This window comes from Streptomyces sp. NPDC058257, assembly GCF_042881845.1.
Classification (GTDB): Bacteria; Actinomycetota; Actinomycetes; order Streptomycetales; family Streptomycetaceae; genus Streptomyces.
In genome coordinates this window covers 44,229-68,072 of sequence record NZ_JBHVXJ010000003.1, presented here as the reverse complement: position 1 = coordinate 68,072, position 23,844 = coordinate 44,229, and the positions used below count along the sequence as shown (strand labels likewise).

Below are 23,844 nucleotides of genomic sequence, written 5' to 3'. Positions count from 1 at the left end.
GGGCTGGGCGGGCTCAGGCGTCGCTGCGGCCGCGGCGCATCATCGAGTACCCGAGACCGGCCGCACCGGCCGCCGCCATGGCGCCACCGGCGGCGATGAATACGGGGTCGCCGCTGTTGAACCCCTCAGTGCCCGCCTTGACGCTTCCCTTGGGCGCGACCTGGGTGACGGGCGCGCCCGGCGCGAGGTTCTCCGTGTCTTTCATGCCCTTCATGCCCTTCATGCCCCTCGTGTCCTTCGTGGCGGCCTTGGCGTGCGCCGGTGCGTCCGGGACGGCGGCGACGGCGGAGACGGCCGGTGCGAGGAGCGCGCTTGTGGCGACGGCGGTCACGGCGGCGGTGCGGAGGGTGGCGCGGCGGCGATGGATGCTCACGGGCGGTCCTAACGGCTGGCGGCCGGCAACTGGCAACTGGCGGCCGGTGGTCGGCGGCCAACGGCTGGTGGCCAACGGCTGGTCGCCGCGGGGGAGCGACGAATGGGAAGGGGCACCTCTGAAGCTAGATGTCCGCCATTGCGGCGATTCGTCGACTATGTAACAGCTGGCCATCACCGCGCAGGCGGTGCCGTTACGGATGGCTCAACTTCCGTCCGCGCTTCCGTCCGCACCGCACAGCTTCTTGCCCCAGGCGTGTCCTTGCTGCTCCCATGGGCGGTGGGGTGATGGTGCATGAGCGGATTGCGCGTCATACCGGCCTGGCGGCACGGGCAGGAGCGGCTGTATGTCTGCCTCGCGGACGGCAGGAGCCTGGCGTGGTACGAGAGGCAGTCGTCCCGCGTGAATCTGCTGAGCGAGGAGCACAGGGGTGCCGTCCTGCGCGCCCTCGCCCCCTTCCTGACCGGCGGCTTCTCAGTCGGCCCGCCGCCCGTCCCCACCCCCGCCGAGCTGGCCCGCCTCGCCCTCCATCCGGACGACGACCTGGCCCCGAACCGCCCTGGTGAGGCCCTCCTGATCGCCCTGGACCGCGACCCGGCCCCCGCCCGACGGTTACGCGCCGACCCGCGGCAGCGGGCGCTCGTCGCCGAACAGGCCATCGGTGATGTGCTCGACGGCCTCGAAGGCGCGGGCTGGCACACCCTGCACTCGGTGCCGCTGCCGGGCGGCGCCCGCATCCACCACCTCCTGATCGGGCCTGGCGGTCTCTTTAGCGTGCACACGCTCGCCGTCCGCAAGCAGCGGGTCCGCGTCGCCGATCCGATGGTGACGGTCGGCCGCGCGGACCCGCGTCCACTCGTGAGGGAGATCCGCGCCGACGCGGACCGGGCGTCCTTCGCGCTGACGGCCGAGATCCGCCCGGTCCTCGCGCTCTCCGGGTCGACGGACCTCGACGTCACCGGCCCGCCGCGTGACGTGCGGATCGTGCGCGACGTGGAGGTGGCGGCCATCGCGAGCGTCGGCGGCGTACTGAAACCGGCCGATGTCGAGGCGCTGCACGCGATGGCGCGCGACCGGCGTACGTGGCTGCGGGTCTAGTCCTCCCCTTGGTCCCCCTCCGGGGCGTCAGAGGTTGTCGCCCCAGCCGCCCTGGACCATGGTCTGGAACGCCCAGGCCCCGCCGCGCTTGAGCAGGATGTCGGCGTACCTCAACTGCTGGCTCTCGCCGTTCGTGGTCATCACCGAGTCGGTGAAGACCACGGCCATGGCGGGGGAGAGGAAGACGGGCGTGCGCGTGGACTCGAAGGTGATGTCCCCGCTCCCGTCCCCGCTCCCGTCCCCCATCACGTGCGTCATGGTCGCGACGAACTGCTCCCGGTCCCACTGCGCGGAGCGCCCGTCACCCGCGGAGTCGTCGCTGACCAGGTTGAGCGGGAAGACGGCCAGGTCGGCCATGCGCTCCACATCGCGCTTCGCGCTGTGTGCGTCGTACTCGGCGAACCAGGCGGCCAGGCTCGCGCGGTCCTCGTCGGTCGGGACGTATCCGGTCTCGGGCAGAACGGTCATGCACACTCCTGATCAAGTTTGACTAGCTTGCCGTGCGGAGAAAGGTATGCTCGATTTTCCTTCTGGTCAAACTTGATTAGAAGTGACGCCGGTCACACCTGTAGTCATGCGTGCGTGCATACGTGCGCGTGTCCGTGAGAGCTCAACGGAAGCGGACGACCACCGCGGTCGCGTGCCGGGTCGTGTTCTGCCGCACCTCCACCGTCACGGGCGGCTCCGTCGGCAGGGCGGCATAGGTGACCTCACCGATCCCGATGGCGATCGCGGTCCCTTCGCCCTTCGCCTCCGGCAGCGCGGCGACGGCCGCCGTCCGCAGCGCGGGGGCGAGCGGTGACGACACCACGGGAGTGCCGTCCCCCGGCAGGACGAGCACGAGTGCCTGCGGGCGGCCCCTGCTCCCGGTGAAGCCGACCACCACCGCGTCCCGGGTGTCGCTGTGCCGCAGCTTCAGCCACGCGCGTGCCGCACCCCGGTAGGCGCCGTCGAGCCGCTTGACCACCAGCCCTTCGATGCCGGTGGCGGGCAGGGTCTCGTACCAGGTCAGGGCCGTTTCGCGGTCGGTCGTCATCGGTACGGCCTGTAGCGGCGGGCCGAGCGGTTCGAGGATGCGTACGAGGCGTGCGCGCCGTTCCTCGTAGGGCAGGGCGCGGCAGTCCTCGCCCTGTTCGGCGAGCAGATCGAACGCGGCGTACGAAGCGGGGAGCGTGCGCGCGAGGTGGGTGGCGTGCGAGCGGGTGGCGGCGGCGCGCTGCTGGACGGCACCGAAGTCGATGCGGCCGTCGGCCCAGACGACCACCTCGCCGTCGAGCACGGTTCCGCCGGGCAACCGCTTGGCGGCCTCGGCGAGCTCGGGGAACGCGGTGGTGACGAGGCGGCCTGAGCGGGCCTGCAGCCGCACGCGGTGGCCGTCGGCGAAGACGACCAGACGGTGGCCGTCGAACTTCGGCTCGTAGGCCCAGCCGCCGCCCTGCGGCAGCGCGGTGACGGAATCGGCGAGGGCGACCCGGAGGGGCGGGGTGATCATGATCCGGCCGTACGGGGGAGGGGCCGGGCCCGGTCCGGGTCGGTGAGCGGGCCCAGGAGGTCCCCGTACTCCGTGAGGCGGGGCGCGATGTCGCCGGCCAGGAAGACGAGGTCCGCCGGGTTGCCGCACGCCTCGACCTCCTCCCAGGTCACGGGGGTCGAGACGGTCGGTTCCTCGCGGGCGCGGAGGGTGTAGGGAGTGGCGGTCGTCTTCGCGGCGGCGTTCTGGCTGAAGTCGACGAAGACCTTGCCGGGGCGCAGGCTGCGCGTCATGCGATGGACGACGAGGTCGGGCAGCTCGGCCTCGGCCTCCTTGGCGAGCTCCTTCGCGTACGCGGTGACCTGCTCGGAGGGGGTCGGCTCCAGGGGGCAGAGCAGATGCAGGCCCTTGGATCCCGAGGTCTTCGCGTGGACGCGCAGGCCGTCGGCCCGGAGGCGCTCGCGCAGCCAGAGGCCCGCCCGGCAGCACTCGACGATGGTGGCGGGGGCGCCGGGGTCCAGGTCGAGGACGAGCCGGTCGGCCATGGCGGGGGCGTCCGCCTGCCACTGGGGTGTGTGGAACTCGGTCACGAGGTTGGCGGCCCACATCAGGCTGGCGAGATCGTTCACGACGACCTGCCGGGCGTTCCCGTCCGAGCGTGAGCGCGGTACGTCGGCGGTGTGCACCCAGGTGGGGGTGCCGGGCGGCACGTTCTTGGCGAAGAAGTGCTGGCCGTTCGGCCCGTCCGGAAAACGGAGGAAGGAGAGGGGGCGATTGCGGAGATGGGTGAGCAGGGCCCCGGCCGTACTGGCGTAGTAGTGCAGCATCTCGCCTTTGGTGAAGCCGGACGCGGTGTACAGCACCTTGTCGAGGTTGCTGAGGGTCAGCCGCCGCCCCTCCACGTCGGTGATCGGCGTCATACGATGAGAATCCCACGAATGGTGACTAACCACCCGAATTTCGACACTCGGCTGCTGCTGAGAGGTGCCTGACGTGCGATCCATATGGAACGGTGCGATCTCCTTCGGCTTGGTCAGCATCCCGATCAAGCTCGTGAACGCCACCGAGAACCACTCGGTCTCCTTCCGGCAGATCCATACGGAGGACGGGGGCCGGATCCGCTATCGCAAGGTGTGCGAGCTGGAGGAGCGGGAGGTGACGCCCGCCGAGATCGGCAAGGGGTACGAGGACGCGGACGGCTCGATCATCCCGATCACGGACGAGGATCTGGCCGCCCTGCCGATTCCGACGGCCAAGACGATCGAGATCGTCGCCTTCGTGCCGGTGGACCGGATCGATCCGATGCAGATGGACACGGCGTACTACCTGTCGGCCAACGGGGTGCCAGCGACAAAGCCGTACACGCTGCTGCGGGAGGCGTTGAAGCGGAGCGAGAAGGTGGCGGTGGCCAAGTTCGCGCTGCGGGGGCGGGAGCGTCTTGGGATGCTGCGGGTGGTGGACGACGTGATCGCGATGCACGGGCTGCTGTGGCCGGACGAGATCCGTACGTCGGAGGGGGTGGCCCCGGATTCCCAGGTCAAGGTGCGGGACGCGGAGCTGGACCTGGCGGACGCGCTGATGGACACGCTGGGGGAGGTCGAGCTGTCCTCCCTGCACGACGACTACCGCACGGCGGTGGAGGAACTCATCACCGCCAAGACCGACGGCACGAGCCCGGCGGAGCCGGCCGGGGAGGCCGATGAGGAGGGCGGGGGCAAGGTGATCGACCTGATGGCCGCGCTGGAGAACAGTGTGCGCGCGGCGAAGAAGGGGGAGAAGAGGGCGGAAAAGGGAGAGAAGGGAGAGAAGGGGGCGGAGGAGGAGGCGGAGGTGACACCGCTGGCGAGGGGCGGACGGAAGCGGACTGCGGCGACGGCGCCGAAGGAGGTGGGGGGCAAGAAGTCGACGGCGAAGAAGTCCTCGACGAAGTCCTCGGCAGCAAAGAAGACGGAGCCGAAGAAGTCGACGTCGAAGGCGGCGGCGAGCAGAACGCCGGCGAGCAGAACGCGGGCGAAGAAGACGCAGGCGAAGAAGGCTCCCGCGAAGAAGCGGGCATCTTCGGCGTAGGACGGACGATTCTCGGCCATGTGGGCCACCCACCGCTCCCCGGCTGACCTGGCCGCCCCCTGCCGTGCAGGGCACCCGCCCTGATGACACGGGGCGATCGGGTGAGTGGGAGAGGCCTGTTCGGTACCGGAAATACCCCGCGTGGAGCCCCCAGGCTCGCCCCGGCGCCCATACCCGGCGAACCTTGAGAAATGACTCAGGAAAAGAACAGGGACAGCGACTACCGCCCCGTGGTCTTCCGGGACCGCTCCGCGGGCTACGCCTTCCTCACCCGCTCCACCGCGGCGAGCGACCAGACCATCGAGTGGGACGACGGCGAGACGTACCCCCTGGTGGAAGTGGAGATCTCCTCCGAGAGCCACCCCTTCTACACCGGCAGGGCCCGCGTGGTGGACTCCGAGGGCCAGGTGGCCAAGTTCGAGCGCCGCTACGGCGATCAGGCGCCCCCGGCCACACCGGAGTGATGAGCCGCCGTCCTCCGCCCCGCCCGCGCCACGCCGCGTAACCCGCAGGAGTGGCAGGAGGACCACGGCGGCCCGACGATGTCCGTAGCACCTTGATCACGAACGGCGGGCGACGCACGACGAGCGACGCACGGCGAACGACGAACGAGCTTGATCACGAGAAGGCGGCGGGCATGACCGACGGCACGATCGATCTCCAGGCGCTGGCGGCAGAGGCGTACATCTACGGCTACCCGATGGTGCTCAACGTCGACGAAGTCGACCGCTTCTCCCGCAAGGGCATGGGCTCGGTGGCCCCCGCGCCGTTCAACGAGTTCAGCCACGGCAGCAGGCTCGCGGGGCCGGACGACCCCTCCTCGGACGCCAACCCTGACACCATCTACTCGATCGCTCAGCTCGACCTGTCCGGCGGCGCCCTGCTCCTGACCGTCCCGGACACCGGCGATCGCTACTACGTCCTGCAGTTCGTGGACGCGTGGACCAACAACTTCGCGTACGTGGGCCGCCGCGCCACCGGCACCGGCGCGGCCAGCTACCTCCTGACGCCACCCGGCTGGGACGAGGAGGTCCCGCTGGGCGCCACCCGCATCGCCGCACCGACCGAGGTGGCGACGGTCATCGGGCGGTGGGCCTGCACGGGGCAGGACGACGTGGCGGCGGTACAAGCCCTCCAGGAGGACACGCACCTGGAGCCGTACTGGACGGCCTCCGGCGAGCCGCGCGGCCTGCCGACCCACACGTACATCTCCGACGACGAACCGGAGCTGCTCTTCTACGAGAAGCTGCGGATCCGGATGGCAGCCTTCCCGCCAGCGCAGGCGGACCTGACCTACCAGCAACGGTTCGCCCGACTGGGACTGTTGGACGCGCAGGGCCCCTACGCGCAGCCTGCCCCTGACCTCGCCCAGGCGCTGCGCGCGGGCTACGCCGCGGGCAAAGAGAAGGTCGAGCAGGCATCCGCCCTCGCGGACGGCGCCGAGCAGAACGGCTGGAAGCTGAGCTACCACGCCTTCGACTACAACGCCGACCACTTCGAGGTCGGCACGCTCAAGGACCCCCAATGGATCTGCGCCGACCGGGAGTTGGGACGTACGCTGCGCGCCACGACGGCCCACACCGCGCTCTGGGGCAAGCACGGCTACGAAGCGGCGTACGCGATGGCGTGGAACGACAGCGACGGCAGCCCCCTGGAGGGCGAGCAGTCCTACACCCTGCGCTTCGAGAAGCCGCCGCCCGTGGACGCGTTCTGGTCGGTCACGGTCTACGACCTGCCGGACCGGCACCTGGTGGCCAACCCCGTCGACCGTTACTCCGTCGGCGACCGCACCCCGGGCCTGAGCTATGACGACGACGGCTCCCTCACCCTCCGCCTCCAGCCGCGACGCCCCGCCGACGACAAGACGGCCGCGAACTGGCTGCCCACCCCCGGCGGACGCTTCCGCCCGGTCCTGCGGATGTACACGCCCCGCGCCGCGGTCTTCGACGGGACGTACGAGCTGCCGCCGATCCGCCGGAGCTAGGGCCTTCCGGTACGGGCCCAGGCCGCTCCCCATTGGGCGAGGTTGCGCCGCTCAAGCCTGCGGTGCGCGCAGACATAGGCGGCGGTGCCCATGAGGGGTACGGCGATGGCCGTCAGGACGACGTAGCCCTTGGTGTGGTCGCGGACATCGGCCTTGGTCAGGGGCGGGTCGGTGAGTTCTCCTTCGTCGCCGACCCATACGGGGACGGTGTTCCCGGCGGGCAGGGCGGGCTCGACGTCCGCTTCCGCGGTACGGATGGTTCCGTTGCGGTCGGTGAAGCGGACGGTGGCCGGGTACCGGGCCTTCTGCGCCTGTGCCGACCAGGGCTTGGGGTGCCGGGGCGCGTCATGGACGAGGACGGCGTCGGTGCGGTGCCGGGTGTCCGCCTGCTGCCGGGCGGCCTGTTCGGTGTGACGGCGGGCCGCGTCGCCGACCAGGACGACGGCGGCCGGGGTGGCGGTCAGGACGGCGAGGAACAGACCGACGGCGATCCACGCCTGCACGAGGTCGGTGGGGCGGCGCAGCGGATTGCGACGCCAGCGCCACGACAGGGTGTGCGGTCCGCGCGGGGGCCGCTTGCTGTGCGGGGGCCGCTCGCCGTGCGGGGGCCGCTCGGGGGGCGGCTGTGCCGGAGGTACGGGGCCGGCCACGGGATCTCTCCTTGAGCGTGGGTGATGGGGTGGGGCCTAGTCGGTGTGCCCGGTGCCTGCGGAGCCTGCGGTGCCTGCGGTGCCTTCGGTCGCGGAGGGATGGGCGTGCGCCGCCCGGAGAAGCTTCGCGGCGCCACGCACCGCGGCCGTGTGCGGGGCGGGCACCACCTGGACGGGAGCGTGCAGTTGCCCGGTGAGGCCGTAGCTGACGTCGGGGAGCAGAGCGCCCCCGCCGGCGAGCAGCGCGCCCCGCCGGAGGGCTTCGAGGGTCCGGGACGTACGGTCCTGTTCGAGCATCGCGGTCACCATCGCGACGACGCAGTCGGTGATCGAAACGGGCGGGGACGAGGTCACGCCGTCCACGTCGCTCGTTCCCAGGGCGGTGTGGCGGGCGTCGACCACCGCGCCGTCGGCGAGGAGCGCGACCTCGGTGAGGTGGGCGCCGATGTCCACGACGAGCAGAGGACGCGTCAGATCGGCGTCGGCGGCCGCGGCCACGGCACGCGCGGTGGGGATGGTCAGAACGGTGCGCGGACGCAGGACCTCGACGGCGACGCGGGCTTCGGCACGGTAGGCGACTCCGCCCAGTACGGGCGCGGTCAGGATGAGCAGGGGCCGGCCGAAGCGGGGCAGGCGGTGGCCCAGCAGCCGGTCGAGCATGCGGGCGGTCCCGGGGGTGTCGACGATGGCACCGCGCCGGATGGGGTACACGGCACCGCCGCCGTGGAAAGTCACCGTGGGAACGTCGAGGATCATCCGGCGTCCTGACGTCCAGGCACGGGTCCGCGCGCTGCCCAGGTCGAGGGCGATGCCGGTCATCGGCCGGCCCCTTGGACCTGCTGGCAGCGGGCGCAGAAGCAGGCCTGCGGCACGATCATCAGGCGCTCGCGGGCGATGGGCCGCCGGCACAGGCGGCAGGCGCCGTAGTCGCCGCTGTCCATGCGCCCCAGAGCGGCCTCGACGTCGGCGAGGACCATGCGGGCGGAGGCGGCGAGCTTGACGCGGACCTCGGTCCTCGCGGCGCTGTGCCGGTCGAGACGCGTGTCCGCGCGGGGCATCGCGGAGGCGGAGAGCTGTTGCAGCTGTTCCCGGCGGAACAGGAACTGCTCACGCAGGTTCTCGCGGAGCGCGGCGAGGTCGTCGGACGACAGGTCGATGAGCTGATGGTTCATCACTTCACCCCTCGGGCAGGGCGGGAGACGGGGCGGACAGGGCGGAGGGACAGGGGGCAGACAGGGCAGAGAGGAGAGCGCTGGTCAGTCGGCTTTGCGCTGACAGGGAACGCAGAACCGCGTGTACGGCAGGATCTCCAGGCGCTCGACGGGGATGGGCTTGGAGCAGCCCGGACAGGTCCCGTAGCTGCCGTCCTGGACGCGGCCGAGCGCGTCATCGATCTCGATGAGGACCCGCTCGATGGTGTCCTTCTGCGCCGCCATCACCTGCGCCTCGTCCGCCTCCTCCACCGCCCGCGCCTCCTGCCCGGCCTCGCCCATGGCCTGGAGCTGCGTAAGCCGGGAGGCACGTTCGTGTTCCAGGAGTCGGCGCGCCTCGCGCGGGGTCACCCGCTGGGGGCGGGCCTCGACCGGGGGAGTGCGGGTGTCGAGCGACATGGCGGATCCTTCCTTCGCCGGGCTTCCGCTCCCACAGTCGCCGCTACGCCGCGCAAAACCCATCGGGCGCGATACCCATCTCTGCCGTCTCCCGGACCCCATCGGGTCGTGGGCCGACCGGAGCGGGAAAATGGGCATTGCACCCCATCGACGGACGGAAGGGAAACGGGCAGGCTGGACGGCGAACCGGTCAAGATCACGCGCGTACGGGAACGAGTGAGCCCGCGCGCACGAGAGCACGCAGGCAAGCGCGTACGAGAGCACGCAGGCAAGCGCGTACGAGAGCACGCAGGCAAGCGCGCACGAGAGCACGCATACAAGCGCATACAAGCGCATACAAGCGCGTACGAGAAAGGCACCACCCGTTGTCCCTGTTCTGGCGGATCTTCGCGCTCAACGCGGTAGTGCTGGGAAGCGCCACCGCGCTGCTGCTGTGGGCGCCGGTCACCGTCTCCGTGCCGGTGGTGCTGACCGAGGCGGTCATCCTCGTGGTCGGCATGGCCGTCATGCTGGTCGCCAACGCGGCTCTGCTACGGATCGGCCTCGCCCCGCTGGAACGGCTCACCCGGCTGATGACCACCGTCGACCTGCTGCGCCCAGGACACCGCCTCCCGGAACAGGGCCGCGGCGAGACCGCGGAGCTGATCCGCACCTTCAACGCCATGCTGGAACGACTTGAGCAGGAACGGGCCGCCAGCAGCGCCCGCGTCCTCCTCGCGCAGGAATCCGAGCGGCGCCGTATCGCCCAGGAACTCCACGACGAGGTCGGCCAGACCATGACCGCGGTCCTGCTCGCCCTGAAGAGGGCGTCGGACGAGGCGGACGAACCCCTGCGCGGTGAGCTCCAGCAGGCGCAGGAGATCACCCGGGGGAGCCTGGACGAAGTACGCCGTCTGGTGCGCAGGCTGCGTCCCGGCGTACTGGACGACCTCGGTCTGATCAGCGCCCTGACGTCGCTGACCACCGAGTTCGCCACGCACGCCGGACTGCGGGTGGTGCGCCGTTACGACCCGGACCTGCCACCACTCGACGAGCAGGCGGAACTCGTCCTGTACCGGGTGGCCCAGGAGGCCCTGACCAACGCGGCCCGCCACGCCGAGGCGGGCAAGGTCGAGCTCAGTCTCTGCCGCGCCGGCGGCGCGGTCGCGCTGACCGTCGCGGACGACGGCCGCGGGACCGGGGTCGCGCACGAGGGCGCGGGAATCCGCGGGATGCGGGAACGGGCTCTGTTCATCGGGGCATCGCTGGACGTCACCTCGGAGCCGAACACCGGTACGCGGGTCCGGCTGACGGTCCCGCTCCCCGCCCCTGACCGCACCGCCCCCACCCTCACGCCCACTCCCACGCCCGGGAAGCACTGATGAGTACGGCCGCCGACGCGTCGAAGCCGGACAGGACCCGCATCCTCCTCGCCGACGACCACGCGCTGGTACGTCGCGGGGTACGGCTGATCCTCGACGGCGAGCGGGACCTCGAAGTCGTCGCCGAGGCGGGGGACGGCGCGGAGGCCGTCGCCCTGGCCCGCACGCACGAGGTCGACCTGGCAGTGCTGGACATCGCGATGCCCCGGATGACCGGCTTGCAGGCCGCGCGCGAACTCGCCGCCCTGAAGCCGGGCGTCCGCGTCCTGATGCTGACGATGCACGACAACGAGCAGTACTTCTTCCAGGCGCTGAAGGCGGGCGCCAGCGGATACGTACTGAAGTCGGTGGCCGACCGGGACCTGGTGGCCGCCTGCCGGGCGGCGATGCGGGACGAGCCGTTCCTGTACCCGGGAGCGGTCACGGCCCTCATCCGCAACTACCTCGACCGCGTCCACCACGGCGAGGAACCGCCCGACCAGGTCCTTACGGCGCGCGAGGAGGAGGTCCTCAAGCTCGTGGCGGAGGGCCATTCCTCCAAGGAGATCGCCGAGATGCTCTTCATCAGCATCAAGACGGTCCACAGGCACCGCGCGAACCTGCTGCACAAACTGGGCCTGCGCAACCGCCTCGAACTCACGCGCTACGCGATTCGAGCGGGCCTCATCGAACCCTGAGGGCTGCCTACGGCGTACCCGCGAGCCCGCCAGGAGCCCCGCCGCCGGACCGTCCCCATCGCCCGCCCGGGTCTGAAACCGCGCCGCCTCCCGGCAGCGGTCGGGTGGCGGCGCGGTACGGATACGCGTGCCTCAACTCGGGGCGATATCAGCGACGGTGGAGGCCGGGGTGCTGAGGACGCCGTCGAACGCGTCGAGGACGGGGGTGTGCACGTAGACGCTCTGCAGCCGGATGCGGTCGGGGCCGCTGACGTTCTCGGCTCGTGCCCGGCGGAGGTCGGCCATGCCGAGTCCGACACCGGTGTCGAGGAAGGCCGCTTCGATGCTTCCGGGCTCGGGCGGCCCCAGCGGGGTGTCGGCGATGGTGAACCCGAAGGCGGCCTTCTCGTCGCGGTGCATCTTGGCTGTGTGCCCCGTGGCGCTTGTCAGGCCGAGGGCGAAGTACGCGTCGCCGAGGGCGTTGTGCAGGTGCTGTCCCATCGGGAGCCCCGTGAGGTGACCGTCGAAGGCGATCGGTGTCTTCTGGATGTGGGCGTTGTGGGCCGCGAGCACGACGCGGGCGTCGGGTTCGAGGCGGTTCAGGTGCCACAGGAGTGATTGGGCCATGTAGAGGTCGCGGGCCGAGGTGTCGGCGGTGAGGCCGTCCCCGGCGAAGAGGCCTGCCATGGCGCGGAAGGTGTAGTCGCCGTGGCAGGCGCCTTCGAGGCGCCGCAGGGCGATGTCGTAGCCGCGCCGGTCTGCGCGGGAGAGGTACAGCGGTTTCAGGGAGCGGAACCGGATGAGCAGGCGTGCCAGGAGCGCGCTGAGGGTGTCCTGTTCGGCGGTGGTCAGGCGGGCCCACGCGGGTGCGGCCACGGCCGCGGAGTCACCGGCGAAGGATTCGGCGATCGCCGTCGCGGCCCGGACCGTCGGCAGCGATTCCGGGTCGACCTCGCGGAGATAGTCGGCGACCGGGGCCAGGGCGGGAAGCAACGATCCGCCCGCCGCCGGGATGTCGATCCCCGCGAAACTGACCGGCGGCGTGGCGGTGCGGTTGTGCCCGCGCAGGAAGCGCAGCGGCTCCTGGAGCCCGATGGGGACCGTTCCCGCGAGGTGGGCGCAGAGATCGTCGTCGGTTCCCTGGCCCCGCGCCCAGGCGTCGAGGGGGAAGCCTTCGCTGAAGCCGTACTCGAAGGCCAGGACGGTGAACCCGCAGCGTTCGACCAGGAACCGCAGGATGCGCTGGCGCATCTGGACGAACTCGGCGATGAAGTGGGAGTGCTCGCCGAGGGCCACAACGCGGACCCCGTCGAGGATGTCGCGCAGCGGCTCAAGGTCGTCCAGGGGCGCCGCCGGGTCGAGGTGGCCGAGCGGGACGGCATGGCCGCGGAGCCAGTCGGCGAACGGCGTGTGGTCGGTTGTAACAGGCATGCTGGTGGCTCTTCCGCGTGGGGAACTGGGGAGGGTGCGGGGGGGGATTCCTCATCAAGTACGGGTCATCAGTGGGCCATCGGTGGGTGGGCCGTGGCCGGTCGGTGGTCGGTCGGTGGCGGTCGGTCGGTGGCCCGGTCCCCCGTTCTCGCGCGGGCCCCTCGTTCTCGCGCGGGTCTCCGGGCTCGCGCGGGTCTCCGCACCAGGCGGTGAGCGCTCCTCGCAGCGGGGGCGCGAGGGCGTCGGAGGGCTGGTCCCCGGAAACGGGATGCGCGCCATGTCGCGCACACGGCTGCGCGCGCCCGTCGCAGCCGACCAGGTAGCGGGCGGTCACCCGGCGCGGTCCGTCCGCGCACCGTACTCGCGCGCTCACGCCCTCGTGGTCCTGGATCACCCCGACGACCTCATGACGGCGTCTCGCGAGGCTGTGATTGCCGCTCTGGACAAGGGGGCGTACGCCGCAGGTGCGCGGTTCCGCGGTCGGCATCAGGCCCGTAGGACCCGCACCCACGACGATCACGTCGGTGTCCATGCGCCCCACCCCCTCCCATAAGGTACGGCACGTGCCGTGCCGTACCGCTACTGTGGAGGCATGACCAATGCCCGCCGTCGTGGCTCCGACCTGACCGAAGCCATCATGCGAACCACGATGGAGCTGGGACAGGAGATCGGCTACGCCAAGCTCAGCATCGAGGCGGTCGCCGCCCGCGCCGGCGCGGGGAAGCACACCATCTACCGCCGGTGGCCCTCGAAGGGGGCCCTGCTGCTCGACTCGCTGATGTCGCTCAACGGACCGGCCCTGGACTATCCCGACACGGGCGACGTCATGGCCGACCTGCGCGAGCAGATCCACGCGGCCGTCGACCTCATGGCCCGGGGGCCGTTCAGCCACCTCTTCCGGGCCTTGATCGGCGAGGCCCAGCACGACCCCAAGGTCGCGGCGGCGCTCAATGAGCGCTTCATCGCCCCGCAGGTGGAGAAGACCGTCGCACGCCTGAAGTCGGCCCAGGACCAGGGTCAGCTGTCGCCCGCTTTCGACCTGAACCTGGCGATGGCGATCCTGTCCGGTCCGCTGTACTTCCAGTTCCTGATCACACAGGAACCACTGAGTCATGAGTACGTCGACGGGATCCTCGAAGCGCTCTTCACCGGAATGGGACCACGACCGTGAAAGACGGCCCTTCGTAGCGGACGCAGCGGCCCTCCATGGCGGACGGCTGCATCCGCCCGCACATACGCGAAGACCCCGTTCTCAGCGTTTCCGCTGGTGACGGGGTCCTCGGACACCTTATACAAGGTGCCCCCGGCAGGATTCGAACCTGCGCACCCGGCTCCGGAGGCCGATGCTCTATCCCCTGAGCTACGGGGGCGTGTCAGCGCTGCTTCGCGGCGACGTGTTGAACCCTACCAGCTCCGAACGGCTCTCCAGGAACAGGTATTTCCGCACCTCCGTGGCTGTGGGGGGGGGGGGCGTCGGGGTCGTCGCTTGCGCACCCTGCGTCCCGGAGGTCGCCCTCGGCTGTACCGCCCGACCCTCGCCTGACCCGCACCAGATCCATCTCCCGCTTCCCCGCAAGGTGCGGAAGTAGGGAAAACCCGGACGCGGCGGCGGGCGCGGACCTACTCTCGAGTTGTGTCAGGTGTGTCCGGCCGCGTGCTTGTTGTGGACGACAACAAGGTCATCCGGCAACTGATCAGGGTCAACCTCGAGCTGGAGGGCTTCGAGGTGGTGACCGCGGCTGATGGTGCCGAGTGCCTGGACGTGGTGAATCAGGTCAGACCCGATGTCATCACCCTCGACGTCGTGATGCCCCGCCTTGACGGGCTGCGTACCTCCGCCCGGCTGCGCTCCGATCCGCGGACCCGGAACCTGCCCATCGTCATTGTCAGCGCCTGTACTCAGTACGAGGTCGAGAGCGGGCTCGAAGTAGGCGTGGACGCGTTCCTCGCCAAGCCCTTTGAACCTTCCGAACTACTCGGGATAGTACGGCAGTTGATGGAGGACGGGGGCGGTGGTGGCGGGGGCGCGCGTGGCGCCCTCGGCAATGAGCGTGGGGCCGCCGGAGAAGCTGAGCGCGCCGGTCGATCCGGCGGCTGATCCAGCCGCTGCCGCAGGAGCCGACGGCCACTGGTCCGGTTGCCCCGTTCCGCCGCCCCCTGACCGCGCGGACCCCCTCCCCGTCCACATCCCGGACCATCCGGGAAACCAGGTCGCGTGCCCACCCCCCTCCTCCCATACGCTTGACCTGTGACCCCCGTCGAGCTCTCCCGCACCGTGCTGCGCGCCATGCGCCGTGCCGTCGATGACGGCGAGCTCAGTGCCCTCGATGACGCGAGTGACGTGGACATGACCCGGCGAGTCGTCGTCGAACGGCCCAGGCCCGGCGGGTCCGGGGACTACGCCACCAACGTGGCCCTGCAAGTCGCCCGCGCCGCCGGGCGGACGCCCCTCCAGGTCGCCGAAGTGCTGTCCCCGCGGCTCGCCCGGGAGCCCGGCATCGCCGCCATCGACATCACCGGGCCCGGCTTCCTCAACATCACGCTCGACCGGGGCGGCAGCCAGGGGCGTGCCGGGAGCCTCTCCGCGGCCCTCGTCCATGACGTCCTCACCCGCGGCGACCGCTACGGTCACGCCCGCCCGGGGTCCGGCGGAACCGGCGGCACCGGCGACAGCGAAGCCCGCCACCTGCACGTGGCCCGCGAAGTCCGCGCCGCCGTCCTCGCCGACTCCCTGCGCCGCATCCTCATCTCCCAGGGCGCCCCCGCACAGAACGTACGCATCACTTGCGACGAGGCCCCCGACCCCGGCTGGGACGCCCTCGGCGTCCAGGTGGACGGACATGGGCGGCCTCCCGCCTCCGTCAGCACGCTGCGCCCCGTCCCCGCCCCGGCCGACCCCACCTTCCTCGGCCGCGACGCCGCCCGCTGGGCCCTCCTGCACCCGGCCGCCCACGACCGGCCCCGCATCAGCGAAGAGCACCTGCTCCAGCGCGCGGGCAACCCCCTCTTCCGCGTGCGGTACGCCCACTCCCGCACCCGCGCCCTCACCCGCAACGCCGCCGCTCTCGGCTTCGCCGGTGCCCCCGGCGACGTGGCGGGAACAGCGGAAACAGCGGCGCGGGAGCTCCTTGACGCCCTCGCCGACCACCCCCGCGTCCTCGCCGCCGCCGACCACCACCGTGCCCCCGACCGTCTGGCCCGGCATCTCGTCGTCACCGCCGATGCCTTCCTCGCCTTCCAGCCCGCCGTCCTTCCGCCAGGTGACGAGAAACCCTCGGCCGCCCACCGCGCCCGGCTCGCGCTCGCCGAAGCCGCCGGGACGGTGCTGGCAGGCGGCCTGTCCCTGCTCGGCATCAGTGCCCCCGAGTACTTGTGACACGTGAAGACAGACGTGAATGAAGTGAGAGAGACGAACGCGACATGAGCCGCTCCGCACACCCCGCCGGACCCCGCCACGCCGACGTGGTGCCCGAAGGGCACTACACCGCCCCGGCCGCCGATCTGAACTCCCTCGACCCCAAGGTCTGGTCGCAGACAGTCGATCGCTCCGCGGACGGTGTCGTCACCGTCGGCGGGATCGAGGTGACCCGGCTCGCCGAGGAGTTCGGTACCCCCGCCTACTTCCTCGACGAGGACGACTTCCGCGCCCGCTGCCACGCCTGGCGCGGCGCCTTCGGCTCGGACGCCGACGTGTTCTACGCCGGTAAGGCCTTCCTCTCGCGTGCCGTCGTCCGGTGGCTGCACGAGGAAGGGCTCAACCTCGACGTGTGCAGCGCTGGTGAGCTCGCCACCGCTCTCGACGCCGGTATGCCCGCCGACCGCATCGCCTTCCACGGCAACAACAAGACCGAGGACGAGATCGAGCGGGCGGTCACCGCCGGTGTCGGGCGCATCGTTCTCGACTCCTTCCAGGAGATCGTGCGCGTCGCGCACATCGCCGACCGGATCGGTGTCCGTCAGCGCGTGCAGATCCGGGTGACCGTCGGCGTCGAGGCCCACACCCACGAGTTCATCGCCACCGCCCACGAGGACCAGAAGTTCGGCATCGCCCTCGCCGGGGGACAGGCCGCCGAGGCCGTGCGGCGGGCCCTGCAGCTCGACGGTCTGGAGCTCACCGGAGTGCACTCGCACATCGGGTCGCAGATCTTCGACATGGCCGGGTTCGAGGTCTCGGCGCGCCGCGTGGTGCAGCTGCTCGCCGAGATCCGTGACGAGCACGGCGTCGAGCTTCCCGAGATCGACCTCGGTGGTGGGCTCGGCATCGCCTACACCTCCGACGACGACCCCCGCGAGCCGCACGAGATCGCCAAGTCGCTCGGCGAGATCGTGACGCGGGAGTGCGAGGCCGCCGATCTGCGCACTCCCCGTATCTCCGTCGAGCCGGGACGCGCCATCGTCGGGCCCACCGCCTTCACCCTCTACGAGGTCGGCACCGTCAAGCCGCTCGAAGGACTGCGTACGTACGTCTCCGTCGACGGCGGCATGTCCGACAACATCCGTACCGCGCTCTACGACGCCGAGTACAGCGTCGCGCTCGTCTCGCGGAAGTCCGACGCCGAGCCCATGCTCGTCCGCGTCGTCGGCAAGCACTGCGAGAGCGGGGACATCGTGGTGAAGGACGCGTTCCTTCCGGCGGACCTCGCTCCCGGTGATCTGATCGCCGTGCCCGCGACCGGTGCGTACTGCCGCTCCATGGCGAGCAACTACAACCACGCCCTTCGTCCGCCGGTCGTCGCCGTGCGGAACGGTGAGGCGCGGGTCATCGTCCGGCGCGAGACGGAGGAAGATCTCCTGCGTCTCGATGTCGGCTGAGGAAAAAACCGGCCGAGAGACAGAGCGTGGCAGAGTATCGGCCAGTGAAATGTGTGTCTCACGATCCGGACCGTGGATAGAAACCGCGATCCGGTGGGTGAGACTGGTCCCACTGTAGATGTATGAGAAGTGAGGTCGGATGATGCGTACGCGTCCGCTGAAGGTGGCGCTGCTGGGCTGTGGGGTTGTCGGCTCAGAGGTGGCGCGCATCATGACGACGCACGCCGACGACCTCACGGCCCGGATCGGTGCACCGGTGGAGCTCGCCGGTGTCGCCGTCCGCCGCCCGTCGAAGGTGCGCGAGGGCATCGACCCCTCCCTCGTCACCACCGACGCCACCGCGCTGGTCAAACGCGGTGACATTGATGTCGTCGTCGAGGTCATCGGGGGGATCGAGCCCGCCAAGGGCCTCATCACCACCGCCTTCGAGCACGGCGCGTCCGTCGTCTCCGCGAACAAGGCGCTCATCGCCCAGGACGGCGCAGCGCTGCACGCCGCCGCCGAGGAGCACGGCCGTGACCTCTATTACGAGGCTGCCGTCGCCGGTGCGATCCCGCTGATCCGGCCGCTGCGCGAGTCCCTCGTCGGCGACAAGGTCAACCGCGTTCTCGGCATCGTCAACGGGACCACCAACTTCATCCTCGACGCCATGGACACGACGGGTGCCGGGTACCAGGAAGCGCTCGACGAGGCCACCGCCCTCGGGTATGCCGAGGCCGACCCGACCGCCGACGTCGAAGGCTTCGACGCCGCCGCCAAGGCCGCGATCCTCGCCGGTATCGCCTTCCACACGCGCGTGCGTCTCGACGACGTGTACCGCGAGGGCATGACCGAGGTGACCGGCGCCGACTTCGCGTCCGCGAAGCGCATGGGCTGCACCATCAAGCTGCTCGCCATCTGTGAGCGTGCCGCCGACGGCGGGTCCGTCACCGCGCGCGTGCACCCCGCGATGATTCCGCTCAGCCATCCGCTGGCGTCGGTCCGCGAGGCGTACAACGCCGTGTTCGTCGAGGCCGAGGCCGCCGGACAGCTCATGTTCTACGGTCCCGGCGCGGGCGGCGCCCCCACCGCGTCGGCCGTTCTCGGCGACCTCGTAGCCGTCTGCCGGAACAAGCTCGCCGAGTCCACGGGGCCCGGCGAATCCGCGTACACCCAGCTGCCCGTGAGTTCCATGGGCGCGGTCGTCACGCGCTACCACATCAGCCTCGACGTAGCCGACAAGCCGGGTGTCCTCGCCCAGGTCGCGACGGTCTTCGCCGAGCACGGCGTATCGATCGATACGGTCCGTCAGACGGGCAAGGACGGCGAGGCCTCCCTCGTCGTCGTCACCCACCGCGCGCCCGACGCCGCCCTCACCGGCACCGTCGAGGCACTGCGGAATCTCGACACCGTGCGTGGTGTCGCCAGCATCATGCGGGTTGAAGGGGAGTAGTCAGTAATGACCCACCAATGGCGCGGAATCATCGAGGAGTACCGGGACCGTCTTCCCGTCTCCGACACGACGCCGGTCGTGACGCTCCGCGAGGGCGGCACGCCGCTCGTCCCCGCGCAGGTGCTCTCCGAGCGCACCGGCTGCGAGGTCCATCTCAAGGTCGAGGGCGCCAACCCGACCGGGTCCTTCAAGGACCGCGGCATGACGATGGCGATCACGAAGGCCAAGGAGGAGGGCGCAAAGGCCGTCATCTGCGCCTCCACCGGCAACACGTCGGCCTCCGCCGCCGCCTACGCCGTACGCGCGGGGATGGTCTGCGCCGTCCTCGTGCCGCAGGGCAAGATCGCGCTCGGCAAGATGGGCCAGGCGCTCGTCTACGGCTCGAAGATCCTCCAGGTCGACGGCAACTTCGACGACTGCCTGAACCTCGCCCGCGCCCTCTCCGAGAACTATCCGGTGGCGCTGGTCAATTCGGTCAACCCGTTCCGCATCGAGGGCCAGAAGACGGCCGCGTTCGAGATCGTGGACGCGCTCGGTGACGCCCCCGACATCCACGTCCTGCCGGTGGGGAACGCGGGCAACATCACGGCCTACTGGAAGGGCTACAAGGAGTACGCCGCCGACTCGATCTCGTCGCGCACCCCCCGCATGTGGGGATTCCAGGCTTCCGGTTCCGCGCCCATCGTGCGCGGTGAGATCGTCAAGGACCCGTCGACCATCGCCACCGCGATTCGCATCGGCAACCCCGCTTCGTGGCAGTACGCCCTCGACGCGCGGGACGAGTCGGACGGCTTCATCGACGAGGTGACGGACCGTGAGATCCTGCGCGCCTACAAGCTGTTGGCGTCCCAGGAGGGTGTCTTCGTCGAGCCGGCGTCGGCCGCTTCCGTCGCCGGTCTGCTGAAGGCGGCCGAGCAGGGCAAGGTCGACAAGGGGCAGCGCATCGTCTGCACCGTCACCGGAAACGGCCTCAAGGACCCGGACTGGGCCGTCGCGGGCGCTCCGCAGCCGGTCACGGTCCCGGTCGACTCGGCCGCCGCGGCCGAGCGCCTCGGTCTCGCATAACCTGGGGTAATCGCAGCTGAACGGCGGGCATATCCGTCTGGAAATCCCGCAACTCCCGCATAGGGGGTGCACAGGGGGCTTACGACACGCATCGTGCGCCTCCTGTGCGCCCTATGTCGCCACAGAACCTTCCTTCGATAGGCTGTACCGAACCCGCCCCGCCGCATATGCCGCGGTGCTGCCGCAGAGCGGCCTTCGGGTAGTGCCTCATCACGTGGCAAGTCCTCAAAAGATCGCAGCTCAAGGAGAGTCATCGAGCGATGGCCGGTCCCGCGTTCCGCGCCGCCGCCGTCCGGGTGCGCGTCCCCGCCACCAGCGCCAACCTCGGCCCGGGCTTCGACGCCCTAGGCCTGTCGCTGGGTCTGTACGACGATGTCGTCGTGCGGGTGGCCGACACCGGACTGAACATCGACATCGCAGGTGAGGGCAGCGAGACGCTCCCGCGCGACGAGTCGCATCTGCTTGTACGTTCCCTGCGCACCGCCTTCGACCTGCTCGGCGGACAGCCGCGCGGGCTCGAAATCGTCTGCGCCAACCGCATTCCGCACGGCCGGGGCCTCGGCTCCTCGTCCGCCGCCATCTGCGCGGGCATCGTCGCCGCGCGCGCCGTGACGATAGGCGGTGACGCCCGGCTCGACGACAACGCCCTGCTCGAACTCGCCACCGAGATCGAGGGCCACCCCGACAACGTCGCCGCCTGTCTGCTCGGCGGTTTCACGCTCTCCTGGATGGACGGGGGAGCGGCGCGGGCGATCAGGATGGAGCCCGCCGGTTCCATCGTTCCGGTGGTCTTCGTACCCGGAAAGTCCGTCCTCACCGAGACGGCGCGCGGACTGCTCCCACGCACCGTCCCGCACGTCGACGCGGCCGCCAACGCGGGCCGCGCCGCACTGCTCGTCGAGGCCCTGACCAGACGCCCGGAACTGCTGCTTCCCGCGACCGAGGACCGGCTCCACCAGGAGTACCGCGCGCCCGCCATGCCCGAGAGCGCCGCTCTGGTGGAACGCCTGCGCGCGGACGGTGTCCCGGCAACGATTTCCGGCGCGGGGCCCACGGTCCTGGCGCTGGTGGACGAGAGTGCGGCGGACAAGGTCGCACGCCTCGCAGGCGAGGGCTGGGCGGCCAACCGTCTGGCGCTCGACGCGACCGGTGCGAGTGTGCTGCCGCTCGCGCCCTGACACCCGTTAGCCGGATTAGGAGAGGGGGAATGTTTGTTGGATCCGGTAGTGTTAACCTCAAGTCTGCACCCGACCCCACCATGGCGAGGTGCTTCGTGTCCCCGTCCGGGACATCCATCCTTCCGGGAGCCTCCAAAACTGCTCTGTGCCCCGCACTGAGCGGTGCCGAGCACGCTCCGGAACCGGCGTGACCGAGTCGAGTGACACCGCACATGAGTGGCACCTCACCGGGACTCGCCATCACCAGTGAATTCTTCCGCCGCGCGTTGGCGGACCACCGCCCCGGCACGGTCCACACACCAGAGGACCTCCGGACAGCACAACCGGTCGCCGAGCCAGACAGGCCGACGTCCGCTCCAGGGAAGGACCCTTCGTGAGCGACACCACCGATCTGATGGGCGTGACTGCCGACACGCCCGCGACGGACGCCTCTGCGGCGCCTGCCACCGGTGCTTCGGCCGGGTCCCGGCGGCGCCGCGGCACCGGCCTCGATGGCATGGTGCTGGCGGAACTGCAGCAGGTCGCATCCGGCCTCGGTATCAAGGGCACCGCGCGCATGCGCAAGAGCCAGCTGATCGAGGTCATCAAGGAGGCGCAGGCCGGCGGGGGCAGCAGCCCCGCGAAGAGTGCCGCGTCCGCTTCGTCCGCCGAAACCGAGACGAAGCCCAAGCGCCGCGCGACCTCGAAGGCCCGGACGGGCGAGGACACCGCAGCGAGCACGGAGAAGGCCGCCAAGGCGAGCAAGGCCGCCAAGGCCGAGCCGACCGTGGGCACCACGGCCGAAGAGGCCGCCCAGCAGCAGATCGACATCCCGGGCCAGCCCGCGGGTGCCGACAAGGGCGAGCGTCGCGGCCGTCGCCGTGCCACCGCGGACGCGGGCAGCCCCGAGACGCCCGCCGCCGAGGCGAAGGGCGAGCCGAAGAACGACGCCAAGAACGACGCCAAGAACGAGGCCAGGACGGACGCGCCGTCCGAGGCCAAGGGCGACGGTTCCGGCGACAACGCCGAAGGCCGCCGTGACCGCCAGGGCCGAGACCGCCAGGGCCGTGGCCGCGACCGCGACCGCCGTGGCAACAAGGGCGACGACCAGCAGGGACAGGGCGGCAACCGCCAGCAGGGCGGCGGCCGCCAGGACCGGCAGGACCGCGGCGACCGCCAGGACCGTGGCGACCGTCAGCAGCGGGACCAGCGGGACAACGGACCGCAGGACGACTTCGACGACGAGGCGGGTGGCCGCCGCGGCCGCCGTGGCCGTTACCGCGACCGCCGTGGCCGCCGTGGCCGCGACGAGTTCGGCGGCGCCAACGAGCCGCAGGTCGCCGACGACGACGTACTGATCCCCGTCGCGGGCATCCTGGACATCCTCGACAACTACGCGTTCATCCGTACGTCGGGATACCTCCCGGGCCCGAACGACGTGTACGTGTCGCTCGCCCAGGTCCGCAAGAACGGTCTGCGCAAGGGTGACCACGTCACCGGCGCGGTCCGTCAGCCCAAGGACGGCGAGCGCCGCGAGAAGTTCAACGCGCTCGTGCGCCTCGACTCGGCGAACGGCATGGCGGCCGAATCCGGGCGCGGGCGGCCGGAGTTCAACAAGCTGACGCCCCTTTACCCGCAGGACCGGCTCCGCCTGGAGACCGACCCGGGCGTGCTCACGACCCGGATCATCGACCTCGTCGCGCCGATCGGCAAGGGCCAGCGAGGCCTGATCGTGGCTCCGCCGAAGACCGGCAAGACCATGATCCTGCAGGCGGTCGCGAACGCGATCACCGTCAACAGCCCCGAGTGCCACCTGATGGTCGTCCTGGTCGACGAGCGTCCGGAAGAGGTCACCGACATGCAGCGGTCGGTGAAGGGCGAGGTCATCTCCTCGACCTTCGACCGTCCGGCCGAGGACCACACCACGGTCGCCGAGCTGGCCATCGAGCGCGCCAAGCGTCTCGTCGAGCTGGGCCACGACGTGGTCGTGCTCCTCGACTCGATCACCCGCCTGGGCCGTGCGTACAACCTGGCGGCCCCGGCCTCCGGGCGCATCCTGTCCGGTGGTGTCGACTCGACCGCGCTCTACCCGCCGAAGCGCTTCTTCGGTGCGGCGCGCAACATCGAGGACGGCGGCTCGCTGACCATCCTCGCCACCGCGCTGGTCGACACCGGTTCGCGCATGGACGAGGTGATCTTCGAGGAGTTCAAGGGCACCGGCAACATGGAGCTCAAGCTCGACCGGAAGCTCTCCGACAAGCGCATCTTCCCGGCGGTGGACGTCGACGCGTCCTCCACCCGTAAGGAAGAGATCCTGCTCAACAGCGAAGAGCTCGCGATCGTCTGGAAGCTGCGCCGGGTGCTGCACGCGCTCGACTCGCAGCAGGCCATCGAGCTGCTCCTCGACAAGATGAAGCAGACGAAGTCGAACGCCGAGTTCCTCATGCAGATCGCGAAGACGACGCCGACGCCGGGCAACGGCAACGACTAGTCCTCGCGTACGTACGCAGAAGGCCGCTCCCGTCACGCGACGGGGGCGGCCTTCCGCGTTGCGGGGAGCGCGAGGTGCGGGTGGGGTGTGAAAGGGGCGCTGAATGACCTTGGCCACACCCCTAAGAGATTCTTATGGTCACGGGCAGTAGCCCCATGACGGAGAAAAACGCAGGTGAGGAGCGGG

Annotated in this window: 24 protein-coding genes and 1 tRNA gene; 14 read left to right on the top strand and 11 right to left on the bottom strand. The window is 70.6% G+C overall.

Going from position 1 to position 23,844, the window contains the following annotated elements; translation table 11 throughout:
* Positions 1-13: 13 nt before the first annotated feature.
* Positions 14-373, bottom strand: a complete 360-nt coding sequence (locus tag ACFVXC_RS09250; protein ID WP_389903208.1) for a hypothetical protein — start codon at positions 371-373, stop codon at positions 14-16.
* Positions 374-667: 294 nt separating this feature from the next.
* Here ACFVXC_RS09250 and ACFVXC_RS09245 point away from each other — a divergent pair, with 294 nt between their 5' ends.
* A complete protein-coding gene (locus ACFVXC_RS09245) occupies positions 668-1,471 on the top strand; it encodes a nuclease-related domain-containing protein (protein WP_389903205.1) in 804 nt (267 codons plus the stop codon).
* Positions 1,472-1,498: 27 nt separating this feature from the next.
* Here the strand turns inward: ACFVXC_RS09245 and ACFVXC_RS09240 are convergent, their stop codons facing one another.
* The 3 genes from ACFVXC_RS09240 to ligD all read right to left on the bottom strand — a co-directional run bounded on the left by ACFVXC_RS09240 (position 1,499) and on the right by ligD (position 3,862).
* Positions 1,499-1,939, bottom strand: a complete 441-nt coding sequence (locus ACFVXC_RS09240) for a nuclear transport factor 2 family protein (protein WP_389903203.1) — start codon at positions 1,937-1,939, stop codon at positions 1,499-1,501.
* Between the two features lie 142 nt (positions 1,940-2,081).
* Complete coding sequence (locus ACFVXC_RS09235; RefSeq protein WP_389903200.1) at positions 2,082-2,963, bottom strand: ATP-dependent DNA ligase; 882 nt, start codon at positions 2,961-2,963, stop codon at positions 2,082-2,084.
* Positions 2,960-3,862 (bottom strand): non-homologous end-joining DNA ligase, encoded by a 903-nt coding sequence (gene ligD / locus ACFVXC_RS09230; RefSeq protein WP_389903197.1) that lies wholly within the window; start codon positions 3,860-3,862, stop codon positions 2,960-2,962. Before ligD ends, ACFVXC_RS09235 begins: the two co-directional genes overlap by 4 nt.
* A gap of 73 nt (positions 3,863-3,935) precedes the next feature.
* On the opposite strand from ligD, the gene ACFVXC_RS09225 reads away from it, so the two are divergent.
* The 3 genes from ACFVXC_RS09225 (at position 3,936) to ACFVXC_RS09215 (ending at position 6,993) form a co-directional block, all read left to right on the top strand.
* Positions 3,936-5,009 carry a Ku protein gene (locus tag ACFVXC_RS09225; RefSeq protein ID WP_389903194.1) on the top strand — a complete coding sequence of 358 codons (1,074 nt, stop codon included), beginning with the start codon at positions 3,936-3,938 and terminating at the stop codon, positions 5,007-5,009.
* A 191-nt stretch (positions 5,010-5,200) separates the two neighbouring features.
* Positions 5,201-5,473, top strand: a complete 273-nt coding sequence (locus ACFVXC_RS09220) for a type B 50S ribosomal protein L31 (protein WP_389903191.1) — start codon at positions 5,201-5,203, stop codon at positions 5,471-5,473.
* 173 nt (positions 5,474-5,646) lie between these two features.
* Positions 5,647-6,993 carry a DUF1254 domain-containing protein gene (locus ACFVXC_RS09215; RefSeq protein WP_389903188.1) on the top strand — a complete coding sequence of 449 codons (1,347 nt, stop codon included), beginning with the start codon at positions 5,647-5,649 and terminating at the stop codon, positions 6,991-6,993.
* Here the strand turns inward: ACFVXC_RS09215 and ACFVXC_RS09210 are convergent.
* The 4 genes from ACFVXC_RS09210 to ACFVXC_RS09195 all read right to left on the bottom strand — a co-directional run bounded on the left by ACFVXC_RS09210 (position 6,990) and on the right by ACFVXC_RS09195 (position 9,253).
* Positions 6,990-7,643 carry a hypothetical protein gene (locus tag ACFVXC_RS09210; RefSeq protein ID WP_389903185.1) on the bottom strand — a complete coding sequence of 218 codons (654 nt, stop codon included), beginning with the start codon at positions 7,641-7,643 and terminating at the stop codon, positions 6,990-6,992. The genes ACFVXC_RS09215 and ACFVXC_RS09210 overlap by 4 nt on opposite strands.
* A gap of 36 nt (positions 7,644-7,679) precedes the next feature.
* Complete coding sequence (locus ACFVXC_RS09205) at positions 7,680-8,462, bottom strand: rod shape-determining protein (RefSeq protein WP_389903183.1); 783 nt, start codon at positions 8,460-8,462, stop codon at positions 7,680-7,682.
* Positions 8,459-8,815, bottom strand: coding sequence for a TraR/DksA family transcriptional regulator (locus tag ACFVXC_RS09200; protein ID WP_389903181.1), 357 nt, complete (start codon positions 8,813-8,815; stop codon positions 8,459-8,461). The genes ACFVXC_RS09205 and ACFVXC_RS09200 overlap by 4 nt, the downstream gene beginning before the upstream one ends.
* A gap of 84 nt (positions 8,816-8,899) precedes the next feature.
* Entirely contained in the window at positions 8,900-9,253 is a 354-nt protein-coding gene (locus tag ACFVXC_RS09195; protein ID WP_389903179.1) for a TraR/DksA family transcriptional regulator, read from the bottom strand.
* Between the two features lie 365 nt (positions 9,254-9,618).
* On the opposite strand from ACFVXC_RS09195, the gene ACFVXC_RS09190 reads away from it, so the two are divergent.
* Both ACFVXC_RS09190 and ACFVXC_RS09185 read left to right on the top strand, forming a co-directional pair.
* Positions 9,619-10,614 carry a HAMP domain-containing sensor histidine kinase gene (locus tag ACFVXC_RS09190; RefSeq protein WP_389903177.1) on the top strand — a complete coding sequence of 332 codons (996 nt, stop codon included), beginning with the start codon at positions 9,619-9,621 and terminating at the stop codon, positions 10,612-10,614.
* Positions 10,614-11,291: a response regulator gene (locus tag ACFVXC_RS09185; RefSeq protein WP_389903175.1), complete on the top strand. Its 678-nt coding sequence runs from the start codon at positions 10,614-10,616 to the stop codon at positions 11,289-11,291. The genes ACFVXC_RS09190 and ACFVXC_RS09185 overlap by 1 nt, the downstream gene beginning before the upstream one ends.
* Positions 11,292-11,423: 132 nt before the next feature.
* On the opposite strand, the gene ACFVXC_RS09180 is transcribed toward ACFVXC_RS09185, so the two are convergent.
* Both ACFVXC_RS09180 and ACFVXC_RS09175 read right to left on the bottom strand, forming a co-directional pair.
* Positions 11,424-12,701 carry an erythromycin esterase family protein gene (locus ACFVXC_RS09180; RefSeq protein ID WP_389903172.1) on the bottom strand — a complete coding sequence of 426 codons (1,278 nt, stop codon included), beginning with the start codon at positions 12,699-12,701 and terminating at the stop codon, positions 11,424-11,426.
* A complete protein-coding gene (locus tag ACFVXC_RS09175; RefSeq protein WP_389904385.1) occupies positions 12,601-13,188 on the bottom strand; it encodes an FAD-dependent monooxygenase in 588 nt (195 codons plus the stop codon). Before ACFVXC_RS09175 ends, ACFVXC_RS09180 begins: the two co-directional genes overlap by 101 nt.
* A gap of 105 nt (positions 13,189-13,293) precedes the next feature.
* Here ACFVXC_RS09175 and ACFVXC_RS09170 point away from each other — a divergent pair, with 105 nt between their 5' ends.
* Positions 13,294-13,872, top strand: a complete 579-nt coding sequence (locus ACFVXC_RS09170; protein ID WP_389903169.1) for a TetR/AcrR family transcriptional regulator — start codon at positions 13,294-13,296, stop codon at positions 13,870-13,872.
* Positions 13,873-13,999: 127 nt separating this feature from the next.
* Here the strand turns inward: ACFVXC_RS09170 and ACFVXC_RS09165 are convergent.
* A tRNA-Arg gene (locus ACFVXC_RS09165) sits at positions 14,000-14,071 on the bottom strand.
* Between the two features lie 263 nt (positions 14,072-14,334).
* On the opposite strand from ACFVXC_RS09165, the gene ACFVXC_RS09160 reads away from it, so the two are divergent.
* The 7 genes from ACFVXC_RS09160 to rho all read left to right on the top strand — a co-directional run bounded on the left by ACFVXC_RS09160 (position 14,335) and on the right by rho (position 23,658).
* Positions 14,335-14,799 carry a response regulator gene (locus tag ACFVXC_RS09160; protein WP_389903166.1) on the top strand — a complete coding sequence of 155 codons (465 nt, stop codon included), beginning with the start codon at positions 14,335-14,337 and terminating at the stop codon, positions 14,797-14,799.
* Between the two features lie 150 nt (positions 14,800-14,949).
* Positions 14,950-16,077, top strand: coding sequence for an ArgS-related anticodon-binding protein NrtL (nrtL, locus tag ACFVXC_RS09155; protein WP_389903164.1), 1,128 nt, complete (start codon positions 14,950-14,952; stop codon positions 16,075-16,077).
* 44 nt (positions 16,078-16,121) lie between these two features.
* Positions 16,122-17,513: a diaminopimelate decarboxylase gene (gene lysA, locus ACFVXC_RS09150; protein ID WP_389903161.1), complete on the top strand. Its 1,392-nt coding sequence runs from the start codon at positions 16,122-16,124 to the stop codon at positions 17,511-17,513.
* 142 nt (positions 17,514-17,655) lie between these two features.
* Positions 17,656-18,945, top strand: coding sequence for a homoserine dehydrogenase (locus tag ACFVXC_RS09145; RefSeq protein WP_389904383.1), 1,290 nt, complete (start codon positions 17,656-17,658; stop codon positions 18,943-18,945).
* A gap of 6 nt (positions 18,946-18,951) precedes the next feature.
* Positions 18,952-20,010, top strand: coding sequence for a threonine synthase (gene thrC, locus ACFVXC_RS09140; protein ID WP_389903158.1), 1,059 nt, complete (start codon positions 18,952-18,954; stop codon positions 20,008-20,010).
* Between the two features lie 260 nt (positions 20,011-20,270).
* Positions 20,271-21,188: a homoserine kinase gene (thrB, locus tag ACFVXC_RS09135; protein ID WP_389903156.1), complete on the top strand. Its 918-nt coding sequence runs from the start codon at positions 20,271-20,273 to the stop codon at positions 21,186-21,188.
* Between the two features lie 373 nt (positions 21,189-21,561).
* On the top strand, positions 21,562-23,658 hold the full coding sequence (gene rho / locus ACFVXC_RS09130) for a transcription termination factor Rho (protein ID WP_389903154.1): 2,097 nt from the start codon (positions 21,562-21,564) through the stop codon (positions 23,656-23,658).
* Positions 23,659-23,844: the final 186 nt, after the last annotated feature.

Bases quoted from the DNA above. Each gene is read 5' to 3' on its own strand.
- ACFVXC_RS09245 (WP_389903205.1), top strand. From the start codon at position 668: ATGAGCGGATTGCGCGTCATACCGGCCTGGCGGCACGGGCAGGAGCGG.
- ACFVXC_RS09240 (WP_389903203.1), bottom strand. From the start codon at position 1,939: ATGACCGTTCTGCCCGAGACCGGATACGTCCCGACCGACGAGGACCGC.
- ACFVXC_RS09235 (WP_389903200.1), bottom strand. From the start codon at position 2,963: ATGATCACCCCGCCCCTCCGGGTCGCCCTCGCCGATTCCGTCACCGCG.
- ligD (WP_389903197.1), bottom strand. From the start codon at position 3,862: ATGACGCCGATCACCGACGTGGAGGGGCGGCGGCTGACCCTCAGCAAC.
- ACFVXC_RS09220 (WP_389903191.1), top strand. From the start codon at position 5,201: ATGACTCAGGAAAAGAACAGGGACAGCGACTACCGCCCCGTGGTCTTC.
- ACFVXC_RS09215 (WP_389903188.1), top strand. From the start codon at position 5,647: ATGACCGACGGCACGATCGATCTCCAGGCGCTGGCGGCAGAGGCGTAC.
- ACFVXC_RS09205 (WP_389903183.1), bottom strand. From the start codon at position 8,462: ATGACCGGCATCGCCCTCGACCTGGGCAGCGCGCGGACCCGTGCCTGG.
- ACFVXC_RS09200 (WP_389903181.1), bottom strand. From the start codon at position 8,815: ATGAACCATCAGCTCATCGACCTGTCGTCCGACGACCTCGCCGCGCTC.
- ACFVXC_RS09195 (WP_389903179.1), bottom strand. From the start codon at position 9,253: ATGTCGCTCGACACCCGCACTCCCCCGGTCGAGGCCCGCCCCCAGCGG.
- ACFVXC_RS09185 (WP_389903175.1), top strand. From the start codon at position 10,614: ATGAGTACGGCCGCCGACGCGTCGAAGCCGGACAGGACCCGCATCCTC.
- ACFVXC_RS09180 (WP_389903172.1), bottom strand. From the start codon at position 12,701: ATGCCTGTTACAACCGACCACACGCCGTTCGCCGACTGGCTCCGCGGC.
- ACFVXC_RS09175 (WP_389904385.1), bottom strand. From the start codon at position 13,188: ATGCCGACCGCGGAACCGCGCACCTGCGGCGTACGCCCCCTTGTCCAG.
- ACFVXC_RS09170 (WP_389903169.1), top strand. From the start codon at position 13,294: ATGACCAATGCCCGCCGTCGTGGCTCCGACCTGACCGAAGCCATCATG.
- lysA (WP_389903161.1), top strand. From the start codon at position 16,122: ATGAGCCGCTCCGCACACCCCGCCGGACCCCGCCACGCCGACGTGGTG.
- ACFVXC_RS09145 (WP_389904383.1), top strand. From the start codon at position 17,656: ATGCGTACGCGTCCGCTGAAGGTGGCGCTGCTGGGCTGTGGGGTTGTC.
- thrC (WP_389903158.1), top strand. From the start codon at position 18,952: ATGACCCACCAATGGCGCGGAATCATCGAGGAGTACCGGGACCGTCTT.
- thrB (WP_389903156.1), top strand. From the start codon at position 20,271: ATGGCCGGTCCCGCGTTCCGCGCCGCCGCCGTCCGGGTGCGCGTCCCC.